Origin of the sequence: Stenotrophomonas sp. RS-48, assembly GCF_030053245.1 — a bacterium.
Lineage (GTDB): Bacteria > Pseudomonadota > Gammaproteobacteria > Xanthomonadales > Xanthomonadaceae > Stenotrophomonas > Stenotrophomonas maltophilia_P.
Map to the genome: position 1 here is coordinate 1 of NZ_JASGBV010000041.1, position 12,694 is coordinate 12,694.

A 12,694-nucleotide genomic window follows, 5' to 3' on the forward strand; every position below is an offset into this window, starting at 1 on the left:
GAAGCCCTGCAGCCGCGCCGTGGCCAGATAATGGTCCCGCACGGTGGCGTCCAGCTTCGGCTCGCGTGCCGATCAGCCACAGGGGCAGCCAGTCCAGCCAGGCACTGCTGCCGCGGGCGGCCGGCCACACCAGGACCAGTGCAACACCGGCCAGTGCCAGATGCTGTACACCGCGCAGCAGGCGCGGATCGGCGCGTTCGCTGACGCGTTCAGTCGAGGGGCGGCGTGTGAGGCGTGCGCTCATGCGGGTTTCTCCGGTGGACAATGCAACACAGCTTGGGCAAGGGCCTTCTCATACGCTGCGACACCATTGACGGACCGCGTGCACACAGTCGACCATGCGCGTGCAAGCCCACTGGAGCCCGCTCCCGCATGACTTCGATCCGCCCGCTCTGCGCCGTGCTGCTGGCCCTGTCCCTGGCGGGCCCGGCGCTGGCTGCCAGCGATCCGCCGTCGCCGCGTGCCGCGGCGCCCCGCGCCCCCGATCCGAACGCGCCGATCGACCTGCAACGTTTCATGGGCACCTGGTACGTGATCGGCCGCGTGCCGAACTTCGTCGAGCGCGGTCACGTTGCCAGCGTCAACGAGTACGCGCTGCGCGACGATCACAAGGTTGCCATCACCTACCGCTACCGCAACGGCTTCAGCGAACCGCAACAGGAGATCCGCGCCCGTGCCAGCGTCGACCCGGACAGCGGCAACCATGGCTGGCGGACCTGGTTCTACCGCGTGGTGCCGACCCATTCGCGCGTTCTGGAAGTGGCGCCGGATTACTCTTGGGCACTGATCGGCTATCCGGGCCGCGAGATGGCGTGGATCTTTGCCCGTCGGCCTGACATGGACAAGACGCTGTACAAGGAGCTGGCCGAGCGCCTGCGCGACGAGTACGGAGTGAATACCGACAAGCTCAAGCGGGTGCCGCAGCGCCCGGACCAGGTCGGCAAACTGGGCTATGAAGTGCCCAACGCGCGGTGAGACGACGCCGCCGGGTATGGCCCGGCGCTACTGGAACGTCCGCGTGGCAGGGTAGCGCCGGGCCATGCCCGGCGGACGTGCCGGTTACCTGCGGGTGTAATGTGCGACCAGCCGGTCGCCGAGCATCTGCAGCAGCTGCACCAGCACCAGCAGCAGCACCACGGTCACCAGGGCGACGTCGGTGTGCGAACGCTGGTAGCCATCACGGAACGCCAGATCGCCCAGGCCGCCCGAGCCGATCGCACCGCCCATGGCGGTGAAGCCGATCAGCGCAACGGTCGTGACCGTGGCACCTGCGATCAGGCCCGGCCGCGCTTCCGGCAGCAGTACACGGGTGACCAGCTGCCAGGTGGTTGCGCCCATCGCCTGGGTCGCCTCGATCACCCCACGGTCCACTTCGCGCAGCGCGGTTTCCACAAGCCGCGCATAGAACGGTGCGGCGCCGATCACCAGGGGCACGATCGCACCGCGAACACCCAGCGACGTCCCCATCATGAACAGCGTCACCGGAATCAGCACGATCATCAGGATGATGAAGGGCACCGAGCGCAGCAGGTTGACCACCAGCGCCAGCACGCCATAGGCGAACGGACGACGCTTCATCTGCGGCGCACCGAACAGATACAGCAGCACGCCCAGCGGCAGCCCGATGGCCAGGGTCAAGGGCAGCGAACCGGCCAGCATCAGCAGGGTGTCGATGGTGGCCTGGCCGATATCGGCCCACTTGCCGGCGTCCAGGTGGCGGAAGAATCCGTCCGCAGCAGCAATGATCATCGACGCAGTTCCTCGACATGCACGCCAGCGGCCACGAACGCGGCCTGCGCGGCGGCGTGATCGCCACCGACCAGGGCTACGACCAGTTGGCCATACGGCGTGTCCTTGATCCGGTCGATACGCCCGGACAGGATGTTGTAATCGACCCCGGTCTGGCGCGCGATGCTGCCCAGCAGGGGTTCGTAGGTATCGCCACCGAGGAAGGTCAAGCGCACGATGCGCCCACTCACGGCGTCGAAATCACGGTGCAGCGTTCCTTCGTCCACATGCTCCGATTCGCTGACGAAACGGCGGGTGGTGGGATGCTGCGGATGCAGGAACACCTGGGTGACCGGACCGGTCTCCACCAGCTGGCCGGCATCGAGCACCGCCACCCGGTCGCAGACGCGGCGGATCACATCCATCTCGTGGGTGATCAGCACGATGGTCAGGCCCAGCTCGCGGTTGATCTTCGACAGCAGCGCCAGCACCGACGCGGTGGTCTGCGGGTCGAGAGCACTGGTGGCCTCGTCGCACAGCAGGATCTGCGGGCGGGTGGCCAGGGCACGGGCGATGCCCACGCGCTGCTTCTGGCCTCCGGACAGCTGCGCCGGGTACTTCTGTGCGTGTGCTTGCAGGCCGACGGTCTGCAGCAGTTCGGCCACCCGGCTGTCGATCTCCGCCTTCGGTGTACCGGCCAGCTCCAGCGGGAAGGCGACGTTGCCCGCCACCGTGCGCGAGGACAGCAGGTTGAAGTGCTGGAAGATCATGCCGATTCGCCGGCGCAGCGAGCGCAGGCCGTCGGCATCCAGCGCGGTGATGTCCTCGCCGCCGATCAGCAATCGGCCACCGGAAGGCTCTTCCAGGCGGTTGATCATGCGGATCAGCGTCGATTTGCCGGCACCGGAATGACCGATGATGCCGAAGACCTCGCCGGCCTCGATGGTCAGGTCCAGCGGTTGCAGCGCGCTGACCGCGCGGCCGGCAACGGCATAGGATTTGTGCAGGCGCTGGAACTCGATCACGGGAGCGGCTCACCGGCAGGCGACAGAAGGGGGCGTGCAGCCTACCAGCGCCGGCGGTCGCGCGCCCGCGCCATGGGCCAGAATGTTATTCCTTTTGGTTCTAAGACACCTACTCCGGCCGGGTTCCGGGGTCAGAGCCCCTGTGGGATCTGACCCCGGGGTCGGATCCCCGCAGGGGCTCTGACCCCGCTCCCCTGCCAAACCGGTTCAGGGATGATCCAGCGGCTTCGGCGGCTGCTGGCGGTTCACCCGCTCGCGGTGCAGCAGGTACAGGCCCGACGCCACGATGATCGCCGCCCCCACCCAGGTGTAGCCATCCGGCAACTGCCCCCAGAAAGCCAGATCCCATCCGATCACCCAGACCAGGCCGCTGTACTCCAGGGGCGCGATCATGGATGCCTCGCCCAGCTGGAAGGCCTTGGTCAGGGCGATCTGACCCAGTGCACCGGCCAGCCCCATGCCCGCGATCAGCGGCGCGTGCGCCAGCAGCAACGGCCTCCAGCCGGGAATCGCCAGCAGGCCCGCGCCGATCGCCATGATGACCAGGAACCAGACCACCATCGACTGCGAGGTGTCGGTACGGGTCAGCAGGCTGACCGTGATCGCGGCAACGGCGTAGGCGGTGGCCGCGGCCAGCACCATCAGGCCCGGCACCGAGATGAACCCATCCACGCCGGGCCGCAGCACCACCAGCACGCCGACCAGGCCGATGCCGATGGCCACCCAGCGACGCGGTCCGACCCGTTCGCCCAGCAGCGGCACCGACAGGGCCGCGATCAGCAGCGGCGCGACGAAGTAGATGGTGTAGGCGGTGGACAGTGGCAGATCGCGCAACGCGAACACGAAGCAGCCGATCATCGCCATGCCCAGCGCGCCACGCAGCAGATGCAGGCCCCAGCGACGTGGCACCAGCGAACGCGGGCCCGCGCTGACCAGCACCCAGACCAGCACGAACGGCAACGACGCCGCGCCGCGCAGGAAGGTCACCTGCAGGGTGGGATAGCTGGCCGCCAGCTGCTTCATGCCGGCGTCCATCAGGGAGAAGCAGGCGACCGCGGCGACCATCCAGGCCACCGCGCGCGAGGGGGAGCGTTGCACGTTCATGGCCCATTATCGCCGAGCCGGCGGCGGGATGCCGTTGCAGCGATGCCCAGCGCCACGGAAAGCGGGCAGGCTGGCCGGCGCGATAGAATGTCCGCACTGAATTCTGTGGAGCATCGCCCATGCCTTCCTTCGACGTCGTCTCCGAAGTCGACACCCACGAGCTGACCAACGCCATCGACCAGGCCAACCGCGAACTGAGCACCCGCTTCGATTTCAAGGGCGTGGACGCCAAGTTCGAGCGTGATGGCGATGTCATCAACCAGTTCGCGCCGACCGAGTTCCAGCTCAAGCAGATGAACGACATCCTGCGTGCGCGTCTGGCAGCGCGCGGCATCGACGTGCTGAGCCTGGAGTTCGGCGACATCGAGACCAATCTGGCGCAGGCGCGGCAGAAGATCACCGTCAAGCAGGGCATCGAGCAGAAGGTGGCCAAGAAGATCGCCGCCGCACTGAAGGACGCCAAGCTGAAGGTGGAAAGCCAGATCAATGGCGACAAGCTGCGCGTGCAGGGCAAGAAGCGCGACGATCTGCAGGACGCGATCGCAGTACTGAAGGCCGGCAAGTTCGAGCTGCCGCTGCAGTTCAACAATTTCCGCGACTGACTGCTCCGCCGGGCGTGGCCCGGCACCGCGCTCGATCAATCACGCAGCAGCTTGTACAGCGTGGTGCGCGAGATGCCCAGCTGGCGTGCGGCCAGACTGAGATTGCCGTCCGCCGCCTGCGCCGCCCGGCGCGCCGCTTCACGCTGCTGATCGCGCAGCGCCGGCGCCGCCATCGTCGCCGGTGAAGACCGTCGCACGCTGTTGCCAGCGACCTTGCGCGGCGCCTGCAGATGCTGCAGGTAGACCGCACTGCCCTCGCCCAACCGGACCCGATGCGGCGCCCCCGGCTGCAGCAGGCGCCGCCGCTGTGCGGCACTGGCGCCGGCAAACACCGCTGCAAGATCCAGCAACGGCAGTGGCCCGCGCCGCGGCAGGCCCAACAAACGCCGGGCCACACGGTTGGCGGCGCGCAGCTGGCCATCCTCCTGCACCGCCACCAGCCCCTGCAAGGGCGACGCCAGCCAGCGCGGATCATGCTGCAGCGCCAGCAGGTGCACATCGGCAAGCGTGTAGAACAGGCGATTCTCGCTGGCCAGTGCGGCCTGCCGGAAATAGCCCTGCAGCAGCGAAGGATCGCGCTCACCCAGCCCGGTGATATCGATCACTCCGCATACCCGCCCGTCGAGATCGTGCAGGGGTTCACTGAGGCAGAACACCGGAGCGAAACGCTGCAGGTAATGTTCATTGCCGCGTACCAGCGCAGGCAGGTCGTCGGCCAGGCTGACCGCCGGCGCGGTGGTGCCGATCTCGCTTTCGCCCAGCCGCCGCCCGACTTGGATCGGCCGCAGCAGGGGCGAGTCTTCCAGGCCATGCGCCTGCTGCGCGATCACCATGCCCTCGCGGTTGGCGCAGAACATCGTCCAGCCGCGTCCGCCGAAAGCGGCCCACAGCTGTTCCAGCTCCGGTTGCACGCAGCGCGCCAGGCGACGGTCGTCGCGCTGGGGCAGATGCCGACCATCGCTCTGCAGCGGCAGGTAGACCGGTTCCTGCCCGGGCTGCAGGCCAGCCGCGCGCGAGCGCATCCACGACTGCTGCAACGGCTGCGGCAACACGTTCAATGAGCGCGCATCGCCCTCGGCAAAGGCCGCGCGTACCGCTACCAGCTGCTGTTGCCCGACGGAAGTTGCGATCATGGGCGCAGCGTACACCCGCCAGCGGCAACGCCACGTTACGCTCCGATGAGGTATTGGCCTGCGGTTGCCGCCCATCCGGCAGGTGCAGGGCGAAGCCCTGCAGCCCTGCCCTCAGATCACGCCGCGATGCGCAGGATCGGCTTCAGGGTGATGCCCCGGGTGCTGTCCTCGGCCGCCTGGTTGATCTGCTCCAGCGGGTAGAACTTCACCAGCCTGTCGAACGGGAAGCGGCCCTGCTGGAACAGCGTGACCAGCTGCGGAATGAACATCTGCGGCACGCTGTCGCCTTCCACGATGCCACGGATGCTGCGGCCACCCAGCAGCAGGTTGTTCACGTCGAAACTGGCGGTCGTGCCCAGCTTTGGTGCACCGACCACGCCCATCATGCCCAAGCCCCCCAAGGCCTCGATACCCGCAGAGAGCACCTCCGGGCGACCGGTCGATTCCAGCGCGAAATCAGCGCCACCGCCGGTGATGGCGCGCACGGCCTCGACCACATCGGTCTCGCGGCTGTTGACCACGTGGGTGGCGCCCAGCTCCAGCGCGAGTGCCAGCCGCGACGGCACCACATCGATGGCGATGATGGTCGTGGCACCGGCCACCTTGGCCGCCATCACCGCACTCAGACCGACTGCGCCGGCACCGTAGCTGGCAAAACTGCTGCCCGAGCGTACCTTCAGCGAATTGAGTACCGCGCCGGCACCGGTCTGGATGCCGCAGCCCAGCGGGCCCAGCAGTTCCAGAGGCGCATCGTCGGGCACTTTGATCGCATTGATCTCGCGCGCCAGCGCATAGGTGGCAAACGAAGACTGCGCGAAGAAATGGTCGTGCAACGGCTGACCCTGCGCATCGGTGATGGCGGTATGGCCGTGGCCATCATCGCCCCCGAAGTTCAGCGCGAAGAAATCCCTGCAGTAGGCGCCATGACCGCCCCGGCACGGATTGCAGTGGCCGCAGGCGCCATAGGTCAGCACCACGTGATCCCCTGCTTTCAGTTCCTTTACGTTGGGGCCGACCGCCTCCACGACGCCGGCGCCTTCGTGACCCAGCACCGCGGGCAACGGCACCGGGTAGTACTGATCGCGCACGATCAGGTCGGTGTGGCACAGGCCGGTGGCTACCACCTTCACCAGGACCTCATCCTCCTGCGGGCCGCGCAGCCGGGCCTGCTCGATGACGAAGGGTTGTTCCTTGCCGCGGACCACTGCGGCGGTGATCTCGCGTGTTGCCGTATTGTCGTTCATCGTGATGGCTCCTTCGATCAGATCGGGTAAGCGGGCGCCTCGCCCTTGACGGTCAACCACTGCCACTGCGTGAACTCCTCCCAGTTGGCGGGGCCGCCGATACTGGTGCCATTGCCGGATGCTCCGACGCCGCCAAAGGGATTGATCACCTCGTCGTTCACGGTCTGATCGTTTATGTGCAGCAGTCCGGTGCGCAGGCGCTCACCGAGCTTCAGTGCGCGGCCGACATTGCTGGAAACGATGGCCATCGACAGGCCGTACTCGCTGTCGTTGGCCAGGCGCACGGCATCGTCGTCATCGTCGAACGGCACCACCACCGCCACCGGCGCGAAGATTTCTTCGTTGAACGCCGGATTGTCAGCAGCGACGTTGCCAAGCACGGTCGGCGCGAAGAACAGATCGCGATGGGTACCTCCGGCCTCCAGCGAGGCACCGGCCTGCACTGCCTGCTCGACCACGCGCGTGGCGTGGTCGCGCTGGCCGGCATTGATCAGCGGACCGATCGCCACGTCTTCGCGCGCCGGATCGCCCACCTTCAATGAATTGGCCTTGGCCACCAGCTTCTGCAGGAACGCGGAGTGGATCTTCCGCTGCACCAGCACGCGGCCGGTCGCCATGCAGATCTGGCCCTGATGCAGGTAGACCCCCCACGCGGTGTTGGCCACCGCCAGGTCGAGGTCGGCATCATCGAGGATGATCAACGAGTTCTTGCCGCCCAGCTCCAACGAGACCTTCTTCAGATGCTTGCCCGCCGCCTCTCCGACCTTGCGCCCGGCGGCGGTGGAGCCGGTGAACTGGATCATCGCCACGTGCGGATCGCTGGTCAGCGCAGCGCCGGCCGCGCCATCACCGGGCAGCATGTGCAGAACGCCTGCCGGCAGGCCGGCCTGCTCGAACAGGCGTGCGATCACCGCCCCGCCGCACACCGCTGTGCGCGGGTCAGGTTTGAGTACCACCGCGTTGCCCAGCGCGATGGCCGGCGCCACCGCGCGCATGGCCAGATACAGCGGGAAGTTGAAAGGCGAGATGACCCCTACCACACCCAGCGGTCGGCGCCGCGCCAGATTCAGGCGGCCCGGCTCGGAAGGCAGAATCTCGCCGGTGCTGCGCGACGGCAGCGCCGCAGCCTCGTGCAGTGCCTTGATGGTCACCTTGGCCTCAAAACCTGCCTTCAGGCGGGTGGAGCCGCTTTCGCGTACCAGCCATTCGACCAGGGTGTCGATGTGTTCTTCGGCCAGGCGTGCCGCTTTGCGCAGCACTTCAGCGCGCTGTTCGTACGGAGCCGCCGCCCACGCCTGCTGCGCCTGCGCAGCGGCCGCCGCCGAGCGCGCCACCTGCGCCGCGTCGGCCAGGCCGATCTGGCCGAGCGTGTTACCGGTGGCCGGCTCGATCACCGGCTGCCGTTGCGCGGCCGCCTGCCACCGGCCATCGAAGAGGGCGCCGGCCCAAAGGGCGTCCGGCAGCCACGGAGAAGATGCAGTCATGGGTGTCCTCCTGTGTCGTGCGTCCATTCCACGCCTACCGCCCGCAGCAGGCAATCGGCCATCTGCCGGTGGCCTGCAAAGGCTTGAATCGGCGGGGATTTGCAGCATGGCGACTGTCCAGTTCCTGCACAGTGAACAGCGCAGCGGCGGCACACTGCCTACAATGGCGACCTCGCCCGCCGATGTGCCCGCCATGACCGATATCGCCCTGCCCACCGACGACCCGATCGCCGCCACCCGCCTGTGGCTGGAACGCATCGTCATCGGCCTGAACCTGTGTCCGTTCGCCAAGGCCGTATATGTGAAGGACCAGGTCCGCTTCGTGCTCAGTGATGCCACCACCCCCGAAGCACTGGTCGAACAGCTGGCCGAGGAACTGGTGCTGCTGCGGGACACGCCGGCCGAGCAGATCGACACCACCCTGATCGTGCACCCGCAGGTGCTGACGGATTTCCTGGACTACAACGACTTCCTCGACAACGCCGACGCGGCGATCGAGGCGCTCGATCTGCAAGGCATCCTGCAGGTGGCCAGCTTCCATCCGGACTACCAGTTCGAAGGCGTGGCCGCCAACGACGCCAGCAATTACACCAACCGCGCGCCCTATCCCACGCTGCACCTGCTGCGCGAGGACAGCGTGGCACGCGCGGTGGACGCCTTCCCCGATCCGGACGTGATCGTCGAGCGCAACATCCAGACGCTGGACCGCATCGGCGTGGACGGCTGGCATCGCCGCCTGCGTGGCGAAGACCTGTCATGAGCGCGGCTCCGCCGATCGCTGCCTGGCCTGCCGCGCCGCTGGCGGGCAAGGTGGTGCTGGTCACCGGTGGCGCCAATGGCATCGGCCGCGGCATCGCCCAGGCCGTGCTCGGTGCCGGCGGCCGCGTGCTGATCGGCGATCTGGATACGGAAGCCGGCCACGCCTGCCTGGCCGAATGGCAACGCGATGACGATGCGGCGTTCCAGCCCCTGGACATCACCGACGAAGCCAGCGTGCGCGCGTTCATCGCCACGGCGGTGCAGCGGTTTGGCGGCATCGATGGCCTGGTCAACAATGCCGGCATCGCCGGTGCGCACGGTACGCCGCTGCAGGACATGGCGTGGGACGAATGGCAGCGCCGCCTGTCATCGCTGCATGGCGCTTTCCTGTGCAGCCGGCATGCCCTGCCGGCACTGTCATCCGGTGGCGCCGGCGCCATCATCAACATCGCCTCGACCCGCGCCCGGCAGTCCGAAGCCCATAGCGAAGCCTATGCCGCGGCCAAGGGCGGACTGGTGGCATTCACCCACGCGCTGGCAATCAGCGCCGGACCGGCGGTACGGGTGAACAGCATCAGTCCGGGCTGGATCGGCACCAGCGAGTGGCAGGCGCCCTCCCGGCGCCATGCGCCCGAGTATTCGGCCATCGACCACGCACAGCATCCGGTCGGCCGCGTCGGCCGCCCGGAAGACATCGGCGCGCTGGCGGTGTACCTGTTGTCGCCGCTGTCCGGATTCACCACCGGCCAGGATTTCATCGTCGACGGCGGCATGACCCGCAGGATGATCTACGCCGAGTGACCGATGCCCGTCGAGGGGTGCCCGCCATGGGGGGCACCCCTCACAGCCGACGTGGGATCAGGCCATGCCCGAATGGCGCAGCAGTGCATCGATCTGCGGCGCACGGCCACGGAAGGCCTTGAAGTTCTCGGCCGCTGGACGGCTGCCCCCGCGCGAGAGGATCTCGTCGCGGAAACGTGCACCGGTCGCGGCCAATGCCTGCGGTGCTTCCTCGAACGCCGCATAGGCATCGGCACTGAGCACCTCGGCCCATTTGTAACTGTAGTAGCCGGCCGCATAGCCACCGGCGAAGATGTGGCTGAACTGATGCGGGAAGCGGTTCCAGGCTGGCGGATGATTCACCGCCACTTCGCCGCGCACGCGCTCCAGCAGTGCCAGCACGCTGTCCTGCGTGGGCTCGAACTGGCTGTGCAGCAGCATGTCGAACAGACCGAACTCCAGCTGGCGGACAGTCGCCATGCCGCTGTGGAAATTGCGCGCGGCCAGCATGCGCTCATACAGCGCACGTGGCAGCGGTTCACCCGTCTCCACGTGCGCAGTCATGCGCTGCAGGTGGTCCCATTCCCAGCAGAAGTTCTCCATGAACTGGCTGGGGAGCTCCACCGCATCCCATTCCACGCCATTGATGCCGGCCACGCCCAGCTCACCAATCCGGGTCAGCAGCTGGTGCAGGCCATGGCCCATTTCATGGAACAGCGTGGTCACTTCATTGTGGCTGAACGTAGCAGGCCTGCCGTTGGCACCGCGACCGAAGTTGCACACCAGATACACCAGCGGCGTCTGCACGCTGCCATCGGCACGCTCGCGCCGGTTGCGGCAATCGTCCATCCACGCACCGCCGCGCTTGCCCTCACGGGCGTACAGATCCAGATAGAACTGGCCTACCAGCGCGTCCTGCGCATCGACCAGGCGGAAGAAGCGTACGTCCTCGTGCCAGACCGGCGCGCTGTCCTCCTGCACGCGCAGTCCATACAGCTGCTCGATCACCGAGAACAATCCACCCAGCACCTTCGGCTCGGTGAAGTACTGTTTCACCTCCTGCTCGGAATAGCTGTAGCGCGCCTGCTTCAGGCGGTCGGCCGCGAACGCCAGGTCCCAGGCCTGCAGGCTGTCGATGCCCAGGTGGTCACGCGCGAACTGCTCCAGTTCGGCACGGTCCCTGGCCGCGAACGGCTTGGCGCGCGACGCCAGGTCACGCAGGAAGCCCAGCACTTCGGCCGGGTCCTGCGCCATCTTGGTGGCCACCGAGTAGTCGGCGTAGGAATCAAAGCCGAGCAGTGCGGCCAGTTCAGCCCGCAGGGCCAGGATGCGGTCGATGTTGCCGCTGTTGTCCAACGCGTCATCGCCGAATTCGGAAGCGCGCTGCGCGCTGGCCCGGTACAGGATCTCGCGCAGGTCACGATCTTCGGCCCAGGTCTGTACCGGCAGGTAACACGGCATCTGCAGCGTCAACTTCCAACCGTCCCTGCCATCGTTCGCCGCTGCCGCACGCGCGGCAGCCTTCACGTCGTCCGGCACGCCGGCCAGGCGTGCTTCGTCTTCCACGATCAACGACCACGCATCGGTGGCATCCAGCACGTTCTGCGAGAACTTCGCGGACAGCGCCGACAGTTCTTCCTTGATCGCGGCGAACCGCTGCTGGGCGTCCGGCGCCAGCTCCGCGCCCCCCAGGCGGAAGTCGCGCAGCGTATTGTCCAGCACCTTGCGCCGGGCCTCATCGAACGACCCCGCCTCCGGGCCGGTGGCCAATGCCTGGTACTGGCGGTACAGCGCCAGGTTCTGGCCCAGCGCACTGGCGAAGCGGGTCACCCGCGGCAGGTTGCTGTTGTAGGCCTCGCGCAGTTCCGGCGTGTTGACCACGCCCTGCAGGTGGCCGACCAGGCCCCAGGCGCGCCACAGCCGCTCGGTGGCATCGTCCAGCGGGACCACGAAGGTGTCCCAGCGGACCGGCTGCACCTGCTCGGCTGCGTTGACGGCGGCCTCGGCCTCGGCCAGCAGCACGTCCAGCGCCGGCGCCACGTGCTCGGGGCGGATCGCCTCGAAGCGCGGCAGGCCGGAGAAATCGAGCAGGGGGTTGGCAGCGGTCACGGCAGATCTCCAGTTACGGGCCCGAGGAGCGGGCAGCCCAGTCGATATGGCGCTGGCCGGAGCCGCAGACAAGGGGGGCGCGCCAATCATTCACGTCGGCCTTACGGGGTCGCGCGGAAGCTCTGGCTGCGGGGGAGTCCGCAGCGGAACATGCCGATAGAGGCCCCACATGGAAGGTCTGGCTCAGGTTGCAACCGCGTTGCCGGCCCGGTCGCTGGCGCTGTCTGCCAGCGCGGAGGAGTTGTCCTGGATCGCCACATTGTGCGATCCCGGCGATGATGCCCGGCGCCATCTGCAGCAGCTGCAGGTGCTCATGCAGCAGGGCGGCATCCTCAACGATGAGCAGGAGTGGTACCCGTTCGAGGTGATCGAACGCGGTGCCGGCCACCTGCACCCGGGGCACGAGCGCGAGTTCGTGATCTGCGTGCTGCTGTGGCTGCAGGCGCTGACCCAGGACCGCATCAGCAGCCTGGACCCACGACTGCACCTGGATGATCGCGCGATGGACATCGAGGCGCTGCCTGATGCGCTGCGCGATGTGGTGCTCGACGCGTTCACTGCGGCGGGGTACTGATCGGGATACGCCGCTGCGCTCGCCGGGCGTGGCTCGGCGCTACCGGGATCGACGGGCTCTGATACGCCGCTGCGCTCGCCGGGCGTGGCCCGGCGCTACCGGGATCGACGGGCTCTGATGCGCCGCTGCGCTCGCCGGGCATGGCCCGGCGC

General features: G+C 67.6%; 13 protein-coding genes. 5 read left to right on the forward strand and 8 right to left on the reverse strand.

The genetic code is table 11. The features are described from left to right. On the reverse strand, nucleotides 1-244 hold a 244-nt coding region (locus tag QMZ25_RS08510), incomplete at its 3' end, for a hypothetical protein (protein ID WP_283219456.1). A gap of 128 nt (nucleotides 245-372) precedes the next feature. On the opposite strand from QMZ25_RS08510, the gene QMZ25_RS08515 reads away from it, so the two are divergent. Next, nucleotides 373-975, forward strand: a complete 603-nt coding sequence (locus QMZ25_RS08515) for a lipocalin family protein (RefSeq protein ID WP_053519815.1) — start codon at nucleotides 373-375, stop codon at nucleotides 973-975. Between the two features lie 84 nt (nucleotides 976-1,059). Here the strand turns inward: QMZ25_RS08515 and QMZ25_RS08520 are convergent, their stop codons facing one another. The 3 genes from QMZ25_RS08520 to QMZ25_RS08530 form a co-directional block, all read right to left on the reverse strand. Continuing rightward, nucleotides 1,060-1,749: a methionine ABC transporter permease gene (locus QMZ25_RS08520; RefSeq protein WP_053519816.1), complete on the reverse strand. Its 690-nt coding sequence runs from the start codon at nucleotides 1,747-1,749 to the stop codon at nucleotides 1,060-1,062. Then, on the reverse strand, nucleotides 1,746-2,753 hold the full coding sequence (locus tag QMZ25_RS08525) for a methionine ABC transporter ATP-binding protein (protein ID WP_065181774.1): 1,008 nt from the start codon (nucleotides 2,751-2,753) through the stop codon (nucleotides 1,746-1,748). Before QMZ25_RS08525 ends, QMZ25_RS08520 begins: the two co-directional genes overlap by 4 nt. A gap of 207 nt (nucleotides 2,754-2,960) precedes the next feature. Then, complete coding sequence (locus QMZ25_RS08530) at nucleotides 2,961-3,857, reverse strand: DMT family transporter (protein ID WP_065175182.1); 897 nt, start codon at nucleotides 3,855-3,857, stop codon at nucleotides 2,961-2,963. A 119-nt stretch (nucleotides 3,858-3,976) separates the two neighbouring features. Here QMZ25_RS08530 and QMZ25_RS08535 point away from each other — a divergent pair, with 119 nt between their 5' ends. Next, nucleotides 3,977-4,459: a YajQ family cyclic di-GMP-binding protein gene (locus tag QMZ25_RS08535; protein WP_053519819.1), complete on the forward strand. Its 483-nt coding sequence runs from the start codon at nucleotides 3,977-3,979 to the stop codon at nucleotides 4,457-4,459. Nucleotides 4,460-4,494: 35 nt separating this feature from the next. On the opposite strand, the gene QMZ25_RS08540 is transcribed toward QMZ25_RS08535, so the two are convergent. The 3 genes from QMZ25_RS08540 to QMZ25_RS08550 form a co-directional block, all read right to left on the reverse strand. Then, nucleotides 4,495-5,592, reverse strand: a complete 1,098-nt coding sequence (locus QMZ25_RS08540; RefSeq protein WP_283219457.1) for a helix-turn-helix domain-containing protein — start codon at nucleotides 5,590-5,592, stop codon at nucleotides 4,495-4,497. Nucleotides 5,593-5,708: 116 nt separating this feature from the next. Then, the gene (locus QMZ25_RS08545) at nucleotides 5,709-6,836 is read right to left on the reverse strand and encodes an NAD(P)-dependent alcohol dehydrogenase (RefSeq protein WP_283219458.1); all 1,128 of its coding nucleotides are present in this window, start codon (nucleotides 6,834-6,836) and stop codon (nucleotides 5,709-5,711) included. Nucleotides 6,837-6,853: 17 nt separating this feature from the next. Continuing rightward, nucleotides 6,854-8,320, reverse strand: a complete 1,467-nt coding sequence (locus tag QMZ25_RS08550; RefSeq protein ID WP_065181777.1) for a benzaldehyde dehydrogenase — start codon at nucleotides 8,318-8,320, stop codon at nucleotides 6,854-6,856. A 193-nt stretch (nucleotides 8,321-8,513) separates the two neighbouring features. Between QMZ25_RS08550 and QMZ25_RS08555 the strand changes: the two genes are divergently transcribed. Both QMZ25_RS08555 and QMZ25_RS08560 read left to right on the forward strand, forming a co-directional pair. Continuing rightward, the gene (locus QMZ25_RS08555) at nucleotides 8,514-9,080 is read left to right on the forward strand and encodes a DUF1415 domain-containing protein (protein WP_053519826.1); all 567 of its coding nucleotides are present in this window, start codon (nucleotides 8,514-8,516) and stop codon (nucleotides 9,078-9,080) included. After that, entirely contained in the window at nucleotides 9,077-9,880 is an 804-nt protein-coding gene (locus tag QMZ25_RS08560) for an SDR family oxidoreductase (RefSeq protein WP_053519823.1), read from the forward strand. The genes QMZ25_RS08555 and QMZ25_RS08560 overlap by 4 nt, the downstream gene beginning before the upstream one ends. Nucleotides 9,881-9,937: 57 nt before the next feature. Here the strand turns inward: QMZ25_RS08560 and QMZ25_RS08565 are convergent, their stop codons facing one another. Then, nucleotides 9,938-11,968, reverse strand: coding sequence for a M3 family metallopeptidase (locus tag QMZ25_RS08565; RefSeq protein WP_197572355.1), 2,031 nt, complete (start codon nucleotides 11,966-11,968; stop codon nucleotides 9,938-9,940). Nucleotides 11,969-12,137: 169 nt separating this feature from the next. Here QMZ25_RS08565 and QMZ25_RS08570 point away from each other — a divergent pair, with 169 nt between their 5' ends. Continuing rightward, the gene (locus QMZ25_RS08570; protein ID WP_283219459.1) at nucleotides 12,138-12,542 is read left to right on the forward strand and encodes a hypothetical protein; all 405 of its coding nucleotides are present in this window, start codon (nucleotides 12,138-12,140) and stop codon (nucleotides 12,540-12,542) included. Nucleotides 12,543-12,694: the final 152 nt, after the last annotated feature.